The organism is uncultured Tateyamaria sp. (assembly GCF_947497045.1).
Taxonomy (GTDB): domain Bacteria; phylum Pseudomonadota; class Alphaproteobacteria; order Rhodobacterales; family Rhodobacteraceae; genus Tateyamaria.
Genome location: NZ_CANMEU010000002.1, coordinates 191351 through 206387, shown reverse-complemented (window position 1 = coordinate 206387; position 15037 = coordinate 191351). Strand labels below are relative to the sequence as shown.

At 58.4% G+C, this 15037-nt stretch carries 16 protein-coding genes and 1 tRNA gene; 8 read left to right on the top strand and 9 right to left on the bottom strand.

What is annotated here, in order from left to right:
• Positions 1–50: 50 nt before the first annotated feature.
• From Q0859_RS04520 to Q0859_RS04510, 3 genes are all read left to right on the top strand, one after another.
• Positions 51–127: transfer RNA gene (locus Q0859_RS04520), tRNA-Arg, on the top strand.
• Between the two features lie 96 nt (positions 128–223).
• A complete protein-coding gene (locus tag Q0859_RS04515; protein ID WP_299147995.1) occupies positions 224–1369 on the top strand; it encodes a DNA cytosine methyltransferase in 1146 nt (381 codons plus the stop codon).
• Positions 1366–2223: a hypothetical protein gene (locus Q0859_RS04510; RefSeq protein ID WP_299147993.1), complete on the top strand. Its 858-nt coding sequence runs from the start codon at positions 1366–1368 to the stop codon at positions 2221–2223. The genes Q0859_RS04515 and Q0859_RS04510 overlap by 4 nt, the downstream gene beginning before the upstream one ends.
• A 134-nt stretch (positions 2224–2357) precedes the next feature.
• Here Q0859_RS04510 and Q0859_RS04505 read toward each other — a convergent pair whose 3' ends face one another.
• On the bottom strand, positions 2358–2927 hold the full coding sequence (locus Q0859_RS04505) for a DUF882 domain-containing protein (RefSeq protein ID WP_299147992.1): 570 nt from the start codon (positions 2925–2927) through the stop codon (positions 2358–2360).
• A 405-nt stretch (positions 2928–3332) separates the two neighbouring features.
• Between Q0859_RS04505 and Q0859_RS04500 the strand changes: the two genes are divergently transcribed.
• From Q0859_RS04500 to Q0859_RS04485, 4 genes are read left to right on the top strand one after another with little or no spacing between them, the layout of a single operon-like run.
• On the top strand, positions 3333–4871 hold the full coding sequence (locus Q0859_RS04500; RefSeq protein ID WP_299148909.1) for a L,D-transpeptidase family protein: 1539 nt from the start codon (positions 3333–3335) through the stop codon (positions 4869–4871).
• A gap of 29 nt (positions 4872–4900) precedes the next feature.
• A complete protein-coding gene (locus tag Q0859_RS04495) occupies positions 4901–5992 on the top strand; it encodes a UDP-3-O-(3-hydroxymyristoyl)glucosamine N-acyltransferase (protein ID WP_299147990.1) in 1092 nt (363 codons plus the stop codon).
• A gap of 33 nt (positions 5993–6025) precedes the next feature.
• Positions 6026–6286, top strand: a complete 261-nt coding sequence (locus tag Q0859_RS04490) for an acyl carrier protein (RefSeq protein ID WP_299147988.1) — start codon at positions 6026–6028, stop codon at positions 6284–6286.
• Positions 6286–7494 carry a beta-ketoacyl-[acyl-carrier-protein] synthase family protein gene (locus tag Q0859_RS04485; RefSeq protein WP_299147986.1) on the top strand — a complete coding sequence of 403 codons (1209 nt, stop codon included), beginning with the start codon at positions 6286–6288 and terminating at the stop codon, positions 7492–7494. The genes Q0859_RS04490 and Q0859_RS04485 overlap by 1 nt, the downstream gene beginning before the upstream one ends.
• Positions 7495–7553: 59 nt before the next feature.
• Here the strand turns inward: Q0859_RS04485 and Q0859_RS04480 are convergent, their stop codons facing one another.
• A complete protein-coding gene (locus Q0859_RS04480) occupies positions 7554–8192 on the bottom strand; it encodes an invasion associated locus B family protein (protein ID WP_299147985.1) in 639 nt (212 codons plus the stop codon).
• Between the two features lie 414 nt (positions 8193–8606).
• On the opposite strand from Q0859_RS04480, the gene Q0859_RS04475 reads away from it, so the two are divergent.
• Positions 8607–10148: a helicase HerA-like domain-containing protein gene (locus tag Q0859_RS04475; RefSeq protein WP_299147983.1), complete on the top strand. Its 1542-nt coding sequence runs from the start codon at positions 8607–8609 to the stop codon at positions 10146–10148.
• Between the two features lie 181 nt (positions 10149–10329).
• On the opposite strand, the gene Q0859_RS04470 is transcribed toward Q0859_RS04475, so the two are convergent.
• From Q0859_RS04470 to Q0859_RS04440, 7 genes are all read right to left on the bottom strand, one after another.
• Positions 10330–10749 carry a hypothetical protein gene (locus Q0859_RS04470; protein ID WP_299147981.1) on the bottom strand — a complete coding sequence of 140 codons (420 nt, stop codon included), beginning with the start codon at positions 10747–10749 and terminating at the stop codon, positions 10330–10332.
• A 100-nt stretch (positions 10750–10849) separates the two neighbouring features.
• A complete protein-coding gene (locus Q0859_RS04465) occupies positions 10850–11176 on the bottom strand; it encodes a hypothetical protein (RefSeq protein WP_299147978.1) in 327 nt (108 codons plus the stop codon).
• A gap of 77 nt (positions 11177–11253) precedes the next feature.
• Positions 11254–11739, bottom strand: coding sequence for an SRPBCC domain-containing protein (locus Q0859_RS04460; protein WP_299147975.1), 486 nt, complete (start codon positions 11737–11739; stop codon positions 11254–11256).
• Complete coding sequence (locus tag Q0859_RS04455) at positions 11732–12070, bottom strand: metalloregulator ArsR/SmtB family transcription factor (RefSeq protein ID WP_299147973.1); 339 nt, start codon at positions 12068–12070, stop codon at positions 11732–11734. Before Q0859_RS04455 ends, Q0859_RS04460 begins: the two co-directional genes overlap by 8 nt.
• Positions 12071–12293: 223 nt before the next feature.
• Entirely contained in the window at positions 12294–13598 is a 1305-nt protein-coding gene (locus Q0859_RS04450) for a branched-chain amino acid ABC transporter permease (RefSeq protein WP_299147971.1), read from the bottom strand.
• Positions 13595–14605 carry a branched-chain amino acid ABC transporter permease gene (locus Q0859_RS04445; protein WP_299147969.1) on the bottom strand — a complete coding sequence of 337 codons (1011 nt, stop codon included), beginning with the start codon at positions 14603–14605 and terminating at the stop codon, positions 13595–13597. The genes Q0859_RS04450 and Q0859_RS04445 overlap by 4 nt, the downstream gene beginning before the upstream one ends.
• Positions 14605–15036 (bottom strand): hypothetical protein, encoded by a 432-nt coding sequence (locus Q0859_RS04440; RefSeq protein ID WP_299147968.1) that lies wholly within the window; start codon positions 15034–15036, stop codon positions 14605–14607. The genes Q0859_RS04445 and Q0859_RS04440 overlap by 1 nt, the downstream gene beginning before the upstream one ends.
• Between the last annotated feature and the right edge of the window lies 1 nt (position 15037).

Sequence of the window (15037 nt, the reverse complement as noted above, 5' to 3'; positions counted from 1 at the left end):
CAAAACCATCGCGAATGACGTGCGCTGGCACCGAAAACGCACCAACACGTGGTCGCATAGCTCAGCTGGATAGAGCGCTGCCCTCCGAAGGCAGAGGTCCCAGGTTCGAATCCTGGTGCGATCGCCACCTTTTTCCCGCACCGGATCAGGAAACATGTCCCAATGTGTTCTTGCTTAGTTCTCGTTGGTCTGATCTATTTGGGCAAAGCGGGGGTCACAGGCTTTGCGTAGTTTCTATGAGTTCTTTGCGGGTGGGGGCATGGCCCTGGCCGGTCTTGGTGAGGGGTGGCAGTGCCTTCTCGCCAATGATTTCGATCACAAGAAAGCCGAGACATATCGCCGGAACTGGGGCGACGACCATCTGATCGTTGATGATATCCGCAACATCGCACCCGAAGACATGCCCGGCGAACCTGATATGGTGTGGGGGTCCTTCCCGTGTCAGGATCTGTCTTTGGCGGGCGAGGGCGCGGGGCTGAGAGGTGACCGCTCCGGAACCTTCTGGCCCTTTATTCACCACATTCAGGCGCTGCGCGACGAGGGGCGCGCGCCGCGCATCATCGCTTTGGAAAACGTGCTTGGGACGCTGACCTCCCACAAGGGTGCGGATTTTACAGCGATTTGTGAGGCACTCAGCAGTCTTGGCTATCGATACGGCGCGATTGTTGCGGATGCGGTGCATTTCGTGCCGCAATCGCGACCGCGCCTTTTCATCATCGCCGTGCGCGCGGATGTGACGGTGCCTCCCATGGCGATCTGCGAGGCACCCAAAGCCCCTTGGCACCCGACCAGTCTGAAAAACGCCTTTGGCAGATTGCCGGGCGTGTTGCAGAACGACTGGCTGTGGTGGTCCATGCCAACCCCGCCAAGGCGCAAAACCAAGTTCGCTGATTTCGTCGAGGACACGCCGACCTCCACCAAGTGGCACAGCGCGTCCGAGACAACCACGCTGCTGTCGATGATGTCAGAGGTGAACCTGGCCAAGGTCGAGACGGCCAAGGCGGCTGGCGTGAAAATGGTCGGAACGATCTACAAACGCACGCGGCATGAACATGGGATCAAGGTGCAACGCGCCGAAATCCGCTTTGACGAGATTGCCGGGTGCCTGCGCACACCTGCGGGTGGGTCATCGCGCCAGTTGATCATGGTGGTCGAGGGTAAAAAGATCAGATCGCGATTGATTTCGACGCGTGAGACAGCGCGCCTGATGGGGCTGCCTGACACCTACGCGCTGCCCGCGCGTTATAATGAGGCCTACCACCTGACCGGTGATGGCGTTGTGGTTCCGGTCGTGCGCTATATCGCCAAGCATCTGTTTGAAAAGCTGATTTCAGAAACCGCACTCGCCCAAAGCCGGGTGCGCGCGTGAGCGAAATACCCTGCGAAAAGAACGCCGAGTTGCGCAAGAAGATCCTGGAGTTCGCCGAGGTGCTCAAGACCCAGGCGCACACGCTTGGCGATCATGGTCTCGACGAGCAGGACTTTTATCAGTCGGGCCTGTTCCGAGGCACGATTGAACGTATCAGAGGCCAGTTTTCCGCGTCGATGAAGGAGAAGCGGGATTTTGTTTCGCTGGTCCTCAGCCATATGCAGGAGGGCGGCTATATCACGGATTGGGGGTCGGCGGGTGAGGCAAACCGCCACGACTATTTTGTGACGCTCAACACCGGACGAACCGCAATCATCGAGTTGAAAGGGTGTCTGGACGGGAACAACACGAACATCTTTGAACGTCCTCCGCACGCGGATGAGTTCATCGTTTGGAGCGTGTGCAGCAATCCAGGTGCCGATCCCCGCCACAACGTGTGGTCCGGCATCCACACCCGGTTGAGTGCCGAGATGATCGACCGAAATCAGCGCATCGACGGGCTGGTTGTCTGGGACTGGATTTGTGGCACGCTGGCCCGACCTTGTCCGAAACTGGCAACGGATCAGACCCGGCTGACCGAGGTCGGCCCATATCGCGTACCACCCCCGTGCATCTATCTGTTTCCCGGCACCGTTCCCAGCCCCCGCAACAATCCAAAACCGCGCGTTAATACGCTCTCGGACGTTGGTATTCTTGATGCGATGCACCAGTGCTTTGGTGGTCTGGACACCGAATTGAACCGGGTCGAGATCGAAGTGGGGCATCAGGGGGCCGAGACCGTGCGTGCCACATCCATCTCGCGCGGTGGGGTCGAGCAGAAAAAGAGCAGCCCGACGCCGATCCGTCGATCATAGTGGAGGGCCTTACTCGCGCTATCGTGGCAAGGCGCGTCGAGACATTGAGCGTTGTTCCGATCCCGACACACAAAAAAGGCGCGAACCCATTTGGAACACGCCTGTCAGTACATATCAAAAAGGGCCGCTTAAAGTCAGCCGCCCCAACTGCGCACGACGCCGCAATCCATATGCACAAAATTCGAGCCGGAATATTTTCCGACCCCACCGCCGCGACAGGCAACAGCGGCGCGCGCCATCTGACTGACTGACCGCGTGGACAGGCGCAGATCAGCGGCTTGCCCTTTCATGTGCAGCGAATTCTTGGCCACACCACGGCTGCGCGAGCGCAACATCGCGTTGGTTTTCGGGCTGCGATAGCCTGACAGCAACATATAGGGTTCGTCAGCCTCCAGCAGATTATGTGCGGCGGCCATAATATCGACCGTTCGCAGGTCCATGTTTTTCACATCATCCGTGCGCCAGTCGCGCATGAAGTGATTCACTTCCTGTACCGCGTCCTTGATGTAGTCGCCCTCGATCCAATAAATCATGTCGATCCGCTCGCCTGTCCGACCGGAATACATCCGGAGGCGGCGAATATCGCCTGATCCGCGCAGAAATCCTGCTGCGTTGGAGTAGGTCGGTGCGGCTGTGATCGCTGTTGCCGCAAATGCGCCCATAAGTGCGCGGCGGGTCATACCCGAAGAGATTTCATGTGTCATTTACTGCGCGCCCCGTACGCCTGCCTGCTGCCTGCCCATGATGTTACACGGGTCTATTCATCTCGTCCCCAGATGCACCATATCTATGTCATAGGACGATTCGTTTACCAAGTGCTGAATCTGTCACACATTTCATCGCAACTGATTTTGGCAGATTCTTGCGCAAATTGGATCTTTTGTGGCGCAGGCCCCGGCCAGCGATGCACATGCGCATCAGACGGGGCCAACTTCGCTAAATGTTGGGGTTGTGAATGGACACTCCACAATCTGATTTGAGATATATTTACCCACTGGCAAGAGATTTATTTTACGAGGTGCAATATGACCGTGACCGTTTCGACTTTCTGGAGGCCCCGCATTTGGGCAACGCTGCTGGCGGTGACGCTGGCTTTGGTCCTGACCGGGATGCCTCAAACGGCGACCGCACAGGTCACAGCATTCAAGCAAGCCGTGGCCGAAGCCGCCGCACGCGACGCGGATATCGCGGCGTTCTACAAGGCGAACGGATATGCCAGTCTGTGGACGGGTCGGTCTGGCAAGGAACGTCAGCGTCGGTCTGCACTGTTCAAGGCGCTGGACGGGGCGGGCAATCACGGGCTGCCGACAGCGCGTTATGATGCCGCCGGATTGCAGGCCAAGATGAAAGCGGCCAAGACCGAGCGGGATCGCGGTCTGGTTGAGGTCGAGTTGAGCCGGACCTTTCTGCAATATGCACGAGATCTGCAGACGGGTGTTCTGGTCCCAAGCCGTGTGGACCGCGCCATTGTGCGTCAGGTGCCCTACCGGGATCGCACGTCCTATCTGGTGAACTTCTCCAAATCCTCACCGGGCGGTTTTTTCAAGGCGCTTGCCCCAAAGACTATGGAATACAATGCCTTGATGAAGGAAAAGCTGCGGATGGAGCGGCTGCTGTCCAAAGGTGGGTGGGGTGCACGCGTTCCGGCCAAGGCGCTGAAACCGGGCCAGTCGGGGGGCGAAGTCGTGGCGATGCGCAACCGGCTGATCGCTATGGGCTTTCTCAAGCGGACCAACAGCCAGACATATGATGCGGCGATGCAATCGGGTGTGCAGCAATTCCAGCTTGCCCATGGTCTGTCCGCGGACGGTGTTGCCGGTGCCGGCACGATGGCAGAAATCAACAAGGATGTGCAGGCCCGTCTACAATCCATCATCGTCGCGATGGAGCGGGAGCGGTGGGTCAATCAGGAGCGTGGCAAACGCCACATTCTGGTGAACATCCCCGATTTTACCGCCAAGGTGATCGACAATGGCAAGGTCACGTTCCAGACGCGTTCGGTGGTTGGGGCCAACAAGGATGATCGCCCGACGCCTGAATTCTCCGATGTGATGGAATTCATGGTGATCAACCCAAGCTGGTATGTTCCCCGCTCCATTGTTACCAAGGAGTATCTGCCTGCGCTGAAACGCAACCGCAATGCGGTCAAGCACATTGAAATTACCGACAGCAAAGGGCGCAAAGTGAACCGGGGTGCTGTGAATTTCTCGCAATATACCGAGAAGACGTTCCCCTTCGCGATGCGCCAACCGCCCAGCAAAGGCAACGCATTGGGGTTGGTGAAATTCATGTTCCCCAACGTGCATAACATCTATCTGCATGACACACCGGCCAAGAACCTCTTTGGTCGCGAGGTGCGTGCCTATAGCCATGGCTGCGTGCGTCTGGCTGATCCGTTCGACTTTGCCTACGCGCTGCTGGCCAAGCAGGAAGCCAACCCGGAAAAGTATTTTCAGTCGGTGCTGGCCACGGGCCGCGAAACGCGGGTTGATCTGAAGTCGCCCGTGCCGGTGCACATCATCTACCGCACCGCCTTTACCACTGCCAAAGGGCACACCCAATACCGCCGCGACATCTATGGCCGGGATGCCAAGGTCTGGCGTGAGCTGTCCAATGCGGGGGTGGCTCTGCGCGCGGTTCAGGGGTAAGTCATGCCCCTGAACATGAGGGGGCATTGATGCAATATACGATTGGCGCTTTGGCCACCGCCCTTGAGGCACAGGCCGTGGGTGACACAAGCCTGACCATAACCGCATTGGCGGAGCCGGGCGATGCCGGTGTCGGCGACCTCGCACTCGCGGGGACACCAAAATACGCCGCGACCTTGAAAGAGGGCCGGGCCGAAGCCGCAATGCTCTGGGCGGATGCGGATTGGCAGGCCCTCGGCCTCAAGGCTGCGATCCTGCCTGTGCGCCCGCGCTTTGCGATGTCGCGGCTGACGTCTATGATGGATCAGGGCCAAGGCTTTGCGCCCGGCATTCACGGCGCGGCAATCATCGACCCTACAGCCCAAATCGGGGCGGGTGTGAGCATCGGCCCGGGGGCGGTGATCGGTGCGGAGGCAGTGATTGGCGACGGGTCGGTGATCGGACCGCTCTGTTATGTCGGCTGGCAAGCGCATCTGGGGCCGGGGACCTTCTTGCGCGAACATGTCAGCATCGGGGCCAAGGTGCGGATCGGGGCACGGTTCATCGCCCACCCCGGCGCGCGCGTCGGAGGCGACGGGTTTTCCTTTGTGACGCCGGAAAAAAGTGGAGCCGAGTCGGTGCGCGAAACCCTTGGCGAGCAGGGGGAGAGCGCAGACCAGGCCTGGGCCCGGATCGCGAGCCTCGGCAGCGTCGAGATTGCGGATGATGTCGAAATCGGGTCAAATACGACGGTCGACAATGGCACCATCCGCGCGACCCGCATCGGCGCGCGCACCAAAATCGACGCGCTGGTTCAAATCGGGCATAATGTGGTCATCGGCACCGACAATCTGCTTTGCGCTCTGGTCGGCATCGCAGGGTCCACCACGATGGGCAATTTCGTGGTCTGTGCCGGACAGGTCGGCGTTGCTGATAATCTGAAAATCGGGGATCGGGTGGTGATCACCGCGGGTTCCAAAGTGCTGAGTTCGGTGCATACGGGAAAGGTGATGATGGGCTATCCCGCCACCGAAATGAAAGGGCAGATCGATACTTACAAGGCCCTGCGCCGACTGCCCCGCTATTTGCGCGACATCGCAGACCTCAAGAAAGCGGTTTTCAAGGCGGACCCCAGTGACTAAATCAACGCCAGAACGGGCAAAGGGGCGGCTGCCATGAGCGTGCAGGACAAGGTGATTGAAATCGTCGCTGAACAGGCGGTGCTTGAACCGGGTGATGTCCATCTGGACAGTACGCTTGAGGATCTCGGGATTGACAGTCTGGGGTTGGTCGAAAGCATATTTGCGATCGAAGAAGAGTTCGACATATCGATCCCCTTCAACGCCAACGAGCCGACCAAAAGCGATTTTGATATCTCGACCGTGCGCTCGATTATTGCCGGGATCGAGACGTTGATCGCGGGCGAGATCCCCTGATGCACCGCGTTGTCATCACGGGGGCCGGCACGGTCAACGCCCTTGGTCACGATGTTGCCGACACGCTTGAGGCGATGCGCGAGGGGCGCTGCGGGATTGGTGCGCTTGACTTTCAGGATGTGGACCGGCTGTCGATCAAGATTGGCGGTCAGGTGCACGGGTTTGAGGCCGAAGGGCGCTACAACCGCCAACAGATGAGCCTCTATGACCGCTTTACCCAATTCACGCTGGCCGCCGCCAAAGAGGCCATCGCGCAATCCGGGCTGACCTTTACAGGCGAACTTGCGGCGAAATCGGGGGTCGTTCTGGGCACCGCAGGCGGCGGCGTCAGCACGTGGGATGCCAATTATCGCTCAGTATATGAAGAGGGCAAGAACCGGGTGCATCCCTTTGTCGTGCCCAAGTTGATGAACAATGCCGCGGCCTCTCATGTGAGCATGGAATATAACCTCAAGGGCCCATCCTTTACCGTCTCGACGGCCTGTGCCTCGTCCAATCACGCCATGGCCCAGGCCTTTCAGATGGTGCGCACGGGCATGGCCCCGGCCATGGTGACAGGCGGATCGGAATCCATGCTGTGCTTTGGCGGGGTCAAGGCGTGGGAAGGTTTGCGCGTCATGTCCAAGGACGCGTGCCGTCCGTTTTCGGCCAATCGCAACGGTATGGTGCAGGGCGAAGGGGCGGGGGTGTTCGTATTCGAAGAGTATCAACGCGCCCGTGCGCGGGGTGCGGATATCCTGTGCGAGGTGGTCGGGTTTGCGATGTCCTCGGATGCCGCAGATATCGTGATGCCGTCCAAGAATGGGGCGGCGCGGGCCATGTCAGGGGCTTTGGCCGATGCCCGCATTAATGCCGATCAGGTCGGCTATATCAATGCGCATGGCACCGGCACCGCCGCCAACGACAAGACCGAATGCGCCGCTGTGGCGGATGTGTTTGGGCCGCATGCGGACAAGCTGATGATCTCATCTACCAAATCCATGCACGGGCACTTGATTGGCGGCACCGGGGCTGTCGAATTGCTGGCCTGCATCATGGCGCTGCGCGACGGGGTGATTGCACCCACCATCGGCTACGAGGAGCCTGACCCCGAGTGTGCGCTTGACGTTGTGCCAAACGAAGCGCGCGAGACCAAGATCGATGTGGCCCTGTCAAATGCCTTTGCTTTCGGGGGTATGAACGCGGTCATTGCCATGCGCCGGGTCTGAAACGCGAAAAGGCCACCCCGGATCGCGGGATGGCCTTTCAAAGATGCAATCAACAGCGCTCAGTTCTGCGCGATTGTCGTCTTGTTGTAGGACGCTGTGAAGCCGGTCAGCGACAATTCCAGTTCGACCTTCTGGTCGGGAGCCTGTGCTGGTACCAAGGTCACCTTGGCCGCGTTGCCATTCCTGAACGAGGCCACCTCTTCGGCAACCATGCCCACGCGCGAATAGCACCCGATGGAATTGCAGAACGCATAAGGATACCGGCGCGCCTGACCACCATCGACCTGAATGGTCAATTGCTGGGGCAGCGAGGTTTCCAGTGGAACGATGATCGTGGCACCCGCAACGGCACGGCCACCTTCGGGCAGGCGGAAGATCGAGATTTCGGCGACCGGCGTACCCTCGTCATCCTGCATCAGCTGATACATCTGGCAGGGGTCTTCGCCGTCTTCGGTCCTGATGCAGCGCATTTCCCAATCGCCAATCTTCTCGGCGACATAGTTCTGGCCCACCTGCGGGCCGCTGGCGTCTTCACCAAGGCTCAGCTGATCCTCGATCGAGGACCCGCCGGTCCCGGCGTCGGCTTCTGCCTCGGTGGCGGGCGCGTCTGTATCTGTGGTTTCGGTGTCTGTGGATTGTGCCATCAGCGCGGCAGGCAACAAAAATGCCATCGACAAGGCAATCAGAGAAATACGCATATCAGATCCGTCTTGTTTCATTTTGCAGGCGAGATAGCACGCCCGGAACCCGCTGTCAGGGCCAAAGCGTAAAGATTTGATGCAGGCACGGCGGACGAACGCTGAAACGCAAAAAAGGAGGCCCCAAAGCCCCCTTTTTCAAGTATTTTTCTCCCCGTCGGACTGGCCGACTTATTGGTGGTGACGTTACGAGAGGACCTGTCAGCGGTCAACAGCTAATCCGTGCCAATCCGGTCACATTCTGTGCCAGCGCGTGTTTGGAAAAAAGGCCGCGCACAAGGCGCGGCCAGTCTGACAGGGAGGAAATGTTCCACGCCAGGAGGACTCGTAGGCGGGAACAAGAACACTATGGCACCCAAGTGTTAACTTTGTATGGTCGGGGCGACAGTGCCCATGGACAAAAGGTTAACACACATGAGCGACGACATCTTTATCGGCGGCGGCGGCCTGGACTACGGCACGTCCCAAGGATTGACCCTGAAATATGCCAACCGTCACGGACTGATCGCCGGGGCGACGGGCACGGGTAAGACTGTGACCTTGCAAATCCTCGCCGAAGGGTTTTCCAATGCAGGCGTCCCGGTGTTCCTGTCAGACGTCAAAGGGGATCTGTCCGGCCTCGCCAAGTCCGGCACGCCAGAGCACAAATTGCACGGCCCCTTCACCGAACGCGCGGCCAAGATCGGCTTTGCGGATTATGCCTATCACGCTTGTCCCGTCACGTTCTGGGATCTGTTTGGTGATCAGGGCCACCCGGTGCGCACCACGATCACCGAAATGGGCCCCTTGCTGCTGGCCCGGCTGCTGGAGTTGACCGAGGCACAAGAGGGCATTCTCAACATTGCCTTCCGTCTCTCGGATGAGGAGGGCCTGCCGCTGCTGGACCTCAAGGACCTGCAAGCGCTGCTGGTGTGGATCGGTGAGAATGCGAAATCGCTGTCCTTGCGCTATGGCAATGTGTCGACCCAATCCATCGGGGCCATCCAGCGCCGCCTGCTGGTGCTCGAAAATCAGGGCGGGGCGGGCCTGTTTGGCGAACCGGCGCTGGAACTCGCGGACCTGATGCGTGCGGATGCGGACGGGCGCGGCATGATCAACATCCTCGCCGCGGACAAGCTGATGGGTGCACCCGGCCTTTATGCGACCTTCCTGTTGTGGTTGCTGTCGGAACTGTTCGAGGAATTGCCCGAGGTGGGTGACCCGGACAAACCCAAGCTGGTCTTTTTCTTTGACGAGGCGCATCTGCTGTTCGAGGACGCCCCCAAGGCGCTTGTCGACAAGGTTGAACAGGTCGCCCGCCTCATCCGCTCCAAAGGGGTGGGGGTCTATTTCATCACGCAAAACCCGGCGGATGTGCCCGAGGATATTCTGGGCCAGCTTGGCAACCGCTTTCAGCACGCCTTGCGCGCCTTCACCGCCAAGGACCGCAAGGAATTGCGCATGGCGGCCGAGACGTATCGCGAGAACCCCCGTTTTTCGACCGAAGAGGCCATTCGCGAAGTTGGCGTGGGCGAGGCCGTGACGTCCATGCTGCAAAAGAAAGGCGTGCCGGGGATCGTCGAGCGTACGTTGATCCGGCCCCCCTCATCCCAGTTGGGCCCGGTCACCAAGGCCGAGCGTGCCGCACATATGGCGGCAGGCGACATGGCCGGGAAATACGACGCACCCCTTGATCGAAAATCGGCCTTCGAAATTCTCAAGGCCCGTGCTGACAAGGCGGCAAGCGAGGCCGCTATGTCCGAGGAAAAGGCCGAAGAAGGCGGGCCTGTCTTGCGTGAATTTAACGCAGGTCGGCGGTATGCGGGCACCCGCGTGACACGCTCCACCTCGCGCAACACACGATCCGCGCCCGGCTTTGGTGAGGCGATGACCAAGATGGTGGTGAAGGAACTGACAGGGGTGACCGGCAGGCGCATGGTGCGCGGGATATTGGGCGGACTGTTCAAGGGGCGGTGAAGGTGGACGGCTGTTCGGGGCCGTTCTCGTCGTAGCAAACAGCTTGGACAACAGCGATGCTGCGCCGCATTCGAGGCCCGCTCTGAGCCCAGAGTCACGGATGCTTTGGGTAGCATGAACGTTAACTATGAAGTTACGGTAATTTGAGCCAAGCCAAGCCGGATTGATACTGGGCAAAGGGCTATTGGTTCAAAACAGCAAAATAAGACCTATTCCAGTAGATCAGAGCAAGGAAAACCATGCTGACAAGGTTCGGTATCGCGATCTGTGTCATTCCAAGCTGATCCGCCAAAGTAAATAACGCGACACCCCCATTTAGAAGGAACAGACCAATGTAGAAAAAAGCCCAAGGAAGCCCCCAGGGTTTTCTGTTCCACAAAGCGTAGAAGAATACCAATGGTCCAATGAAATCGAGAAACATTACTACAAGGAGGGCGGTGGTTCCAAATACGAACGTGCCCAACACGGGCAATCCTTTCGCCATCAAGGTCGGTAGGTTCATAGCCGACCCAATTGCCCATAGTACCATGACAATCGATAGCACCTTGAGGCCGCGGGGGATCGGCTTCCAGCGGACATGCGGTGTCGCAACGTCGCTCATTTCTGGCTCCTTGAGTTTTCTCATCTGGCAACATAAGCGCCGGATTCGGTTCGCAAGAGGCACCCTGAGGTCGGGTCGGAGGATGCCTTGTCGGTGTTTGTCAGCCAAGCTTGCTGTGGATGAGCCCCAAAAGGATGCCGAAAGCCGAGAACTGCACAAGACCAACGAACGCTTCAACTCTGATCCATGCGAATATGTCCGGCGTTTCGTACTTTGCAGGTTCGACCAAAGTGATGTAGGCGATCAGGAAGACGCCAAAGGCAGCAGCAATCGCGAAGCCATTCGCAATCGTAGCGTCGCCTTCCCGCCATGCGCGCAAAGCAACTGACATAATCAGCCCCTGCATAACCATCGCAGCAAAACCCATTGGAATGATCGGATTTTCGCGCAAATAGGATATCGCCGCGAAATGATCCTTGTTCACCATGAAATGGGACAGACCCTGCGCCGCAAAGCTGACGCCCATAAATGCAAGGACTGATACGGCATGTACAGTTGTGGCCATCATTCTGGCTTTCCCAGGAGGTCTGCCAATTTGTCGATGGCTTGGTTCCATCCGCCATCCCCGGCAGTTCCGGCAACAACGCCAACATGAACCATCGTCACGCGCGTCTTACCATCCGTTTCACTCAGCTCGACGATTACTTCGGTGATGTCAGGATGGCCCTCTGGCATGCCCATGCTTTGCGGCGAAATAATCGTGCCGTCTGCGTCGCACATGCTTTCTGTGTAGACGAGGCGGGATGGCCGATTGACTTCTTTATAGACACCGGTGAACCACATCGACATCGTGCGCTCTGGTGATGTCATTTCCATACAAACCTTCCGAATGCCCCCCACGACAACATTCATTTCCGCTGTCGGCACTGACATGCCCATCGGTCCATACCATTTCTTGAACATGTCCGGATCAACCCACATGCTCCAGACCGTTTCGATGGGCGCATCGAATTCACGCTCTACCCGTACCCAGTTTGGTTGTTCACTCATCGTTTGTGTCTTTCATTGTTTGGAGAATACCGGCCATCACATCAAAGCGCGCATCCCAAATGTGGCGATATTGATCGGTCCAGTTGGCGACGACTTCTAGTGGCTGTGTATTCAATGTGCAGGGACGAAATTGCGCGTCGCGCCCACGTGTGATTAGGCCAGCATTTTCGAGAACACGGATGTGTTTCGAGATCGCAGGCAGGCTCATGTCGAATGGCTCTGCCAACGCATTCACCGTCGCTTCGCCCTGCGCCAAATGCGCAAGGATTGCTCTCCGAGTTGGATTGGCCAGCGCGGCAAAGGTCGCGTCAAGTTGATCGGAATGGTTCATGTCACATATAATAAACTACTTAGTTAATTAATCAAGTGGTAAAATTCAGGGAGAGCCCAGGTTGTAGATTCTACGGTCAAATAGTTTTTAAAAAGCCGACGTTGATTGATTTTTCTTGAACGGCAGTAAATCCCGCAAAGCGGGCGTTGGCGCAAAGGCTACGAATACTCAGTTTGTCCGCCCAATTGACCCCGATCCGTACCCACGCTCGCCGAGCCCGAACCTAACGCTCCGGGATCAACCCGCGCGGGCTGAACCGCAGCACCAGCAGCAACACGAGCCCCATCGTCAGCAACCGCATGTGCGCCGCCGACTCCAGCAGATGAGTGCGCAGCCAATACCCTTCGGCCATGCCCGACGTCACCAATTGCATCAGGCCCAGACCGATCGGCTCGACCATCACCCAGAGCCACCAGATCAGGAAGCCGCCCAAGACCGCGCCCAGATTGTTGCCCGATCCGCCCACGATCACCATCACCCACACAAGGAAGGTAAAGCGCAGCGGCTGGTAGGTGCCGGGCGTCAACTGTCCGTCCAGCGTCGTCATCATCGCCCCCGCAATTCCGCAGATCGCCGAGCCGAGCACAAACACCTGCAAGTGGCGCGCGGTCACGTCCTTGCCCATGGCCTCGGCGGCGACCTCATTGTCGCGGATCGCGCGCATCATCCGCCCCCAGGGGGAATGCAGCGCCCGTTGGGCCAGCACGAACAGCACGATCAGTACGGCCGCAAAAAGACCCGCATAGATCAGCTTGACCCAGATAGTTGAGGCAAAGACCGGATCCAGCCCAAAGCCCGCGGCCTGTTCAACAAAGGCGGGATCGTTTTGCAGGTTGATTTCGTAGGGGGCAGGGCGGGGCAGGCCGACGACATTCTTGACACCGCGCGCCAGCCAATCCTCGTTCTTGAGGACCGCAATAATGATCTCCGCAATGCCGAGGGTTGCGATGGCAAGGTAGTCCGAGCGCAGGCCCAAGGCCGTCTTGCCGATAATCCACGCCGCCCCCGCAGCCAGCAATCCGCCCACGGGCCATGCGATCAGCACCGGCAGGCCAAGCCCGCCCAGATAGCCCGCATTGGCCGGATTGATCGCCTCGACCGCCTGTACGCCACCATCAAAGACGGCGCGGTAGACAAAAAAACCGATGAACAGGATGGCAATCATTGCGATGGTGCGCATGCGCCCCTTGGGCAGCGCGCCATATGCGAGGATCGCACCCACGATTGTGGCCGCACCCAAGATCAGTGAGATGATGACACGCGTGCCCCCGGCCGCCCAGGCCTCCGGCTCGGGCGGCATGGAAATCAACACGGTCGCAAGGCCGCCAAGGGCGACAAAGCCCATGATGCCGACATTAAACAGCCCGGCAAAGCCCCATTGCAGGTTTACACCCAGGGCCATGATCGCCGAAATCAGCCCAAAATTCAGCACAAACAGCGCCGAGTTCCAACTTTGGATAAAGCCGGTGCCAATGATCAGCACGGCGATGAACCCGAAATAGAGGATATTGCGTTGCGTGTCGGTCATACCGATTTCCCCGCGAACAGACCCGTGGGCCGAAAAAGCAGCACGATCAGCAGGATCACAAAGCTGACCGCAAATTTGTAGTCGGTCGACAAAAGCTGCGCCAAGCCGTCCGGTGCCAGCGCGTCGGGCAGGGCGTAGGTGGCAACCTTCTTCCAGGCATAAGTGATGGTGACTTCGGAAAATGCGATTACAAAGCCCCCCGCGATGGCCCCGATGGGGGATCCAAGCCCACCCACGATGGCCGCAGCAAAGATCGGCAACAGAAGCTGGAAATAAACGAATGGCTTGAAGGACTTATCAAGCCCATAGAGCACACCCGCAATCGTCGCCAACGCCGCCACGATCAGCCATGTGACCATCACAACCCGTTCGGGATTGATGCCTGACAGCAGCGCGAGGTCTTCGTTATCGGAATAGGCGCGCATGGATTTGCCCGTGCGCGTGCGGTTGAGGAAATAAAACAGCAGCGCTACCACAATCACGGCAGTGATCACCGTGATGCCTTGGGTCGTCTTGATCGCCAGCCCCTCCTTCAGCCCCGTCAGCGCCTTGAAGTCACGCACTGAAATGATGAACCGCTCCCCATCCGAAAACCGCTGATCGTCAGGGCCGATGATAAAGCGCACAAGGCCATTCATTATGAACATCACCCCAAGCGAGACGATGACAAAAATCACCGGCTTGGCCTTTTGGGTCCGGTAGAATTTGTAGATGCCCCGGTCGGTCGCGAGGATCAGCGCCGCACAGCCCGCAATGCCAAAGGGCAGGGCGAGCAGGGCCGTGGGCAGCGGCCCGCCGGAGATCCCGATACTCTGAAAGGCCCATGTGACAAGGATCGTGCACATCGTGCCGAAGGCCATCGTGTCGCCATGGGCGAAGTTCGAAAACCGCAGGATGCCGTAAATCAGCGTGACCCCAAGCGCGCCAAGGGCCAGCTGCGAGCCGTAGGCAATGGCCGGGATCAGAACAAAGTTCGAGAGAGCCACAATGGCGTTTAGGAGGTCCATTATTCGATCACCTTACAGGTTCCGGCATATTTCCAGACATGGTTGTTAGCCGAATTTTCTGCCATCTGCCGGAGTACGAAATCAGCCTGAACACTCTCATTATTGCAGCTCAAGTTTATCAACCCACGATCCGCCGTTGCGCCGGCCTGGTACCAATCGAAATCGTTGAAATGCGGGCGTGCTTCCTTGAAAGAGATATCAATGTCTTTGCCTTTGACGTCGATCCCACGTGAGCGCACAATCGCCTCAAACGTACGGGTGTTCTGAGCGCAGATTTGCTTTGGCGCATCCGGCAAATATTGCTCCAGTCCAAGGCAGCCTTTCTCCGATTCACAAACGCAAAATTCATTGCTCTGACAGGCATAGGTGTTCGCAGCGACCGGGACAGCCGTCAGTATGCCGAAGGCGGTAGCAAAGATGCGAAGACTCATC

Excerpts from the sequence above, each read along its gene's own strand:
- Q0859_RS04460 (WP_299147975.1), bottom strand. The coding sequence starts at position 11,739 with ATGAGTGAACAACCAAACTGGGTACGGGTAGAGCGTGAATTCGATGCG.
- Q0859_RS04455 (WP_299147973.1), bottom strand. The coding sequence starts at position 12,070 with ATGAACCATTCCGATCAACTTGACGCGACCTTTGCCGCGCTGGCCAAT.
- Q0859_RS04445 (WP_299147969.1), bottom strand. The coding sequence starts at position 14,605 with ATGGACCTCCTAAACGCCATTGTGGCTCTCTCGAACTTTGTTCTGATC.
- Q0859_RS04440 (WP_299147968.1), bottom strand. The coding sequence starts at position 15,036 with ATGAGTCTTCGCATCTTTGCTACCGCCTTCGGCATACTGACGGCTGTC.
- Q0859_RS04490 (WP_299147988.1), top strand. The coding sequence starts at position 6,026 with ATGAGCGTGCAGGACAAGGTGATTGAAATCGTCGCTGAACAGGCGGTG.
- Q0859_RS04450 (WP_299147971.1), bottom strand. The coding sequence starts at position 13,598 with ATGACCGACACGCAACGCAATATCCTCTATTTCGGGTTCATCGCCGTG.
- Q0859_RS04495 (WP_299147990.1), top strand. The coding sequence starts at position 4,901 with ATGCAATATACGATTGGCGCTTTGGCCACCGCCCTTGAGGCACAGGCC.
- Q0859_RS04500 (WP_299148909.1), top strand. The coding sequence starts at position 3,333 with ATGCCTCAAACGGCGACCGCACAGGTCACAGCATTCAAGCAAGCCGTG.
- Q0859_RS04465 (WP_299147978.1), bottom strand. The coding sequence starts at position 11,176 with ATGGTGAACAAGGATCATTTCGCGGCGATATCCTATTTGCGCGAAAAT.
- Q0859_RS04480 (WP_299147985.1), bottom strand. The coding sequence starts at position 8,192 with ATGCGTATTTCTCTGATTGCCTTGTCGATGGCATTTTTGTTGCCTGCC.
- Q0859_RS04485 (WP_299147986.1), top strand. The coding sequence starts at position 6,286 with ATGCACCGCGTTGTCATCACGGGGGCCGGCACGGTCAACGCCCTTGGT.
- Q0859_RS04475 (WP_299147983.1), top strand. The coding sequence starts at position 8,607 with ATGAGCGACGACATCTTTATCGGCGGCGGCGGCCTGGACTACGGCACG.
- Q0859_RS04470 (WP_299147981.1), bottom strand. The coding sequence starts at position 10,749 with ATGAGCGACGTTGCGACACCGCATGTCCGCTGGAAGCCGATCCCCCGC.
- Q0859_RS04505 (WP_299147992.1), bottom strand. The coding sequence starts at position 2,927 with ATGACACATGAAATCTCTTCGGGTATGACCCGCCGCGCACTTATGGGC.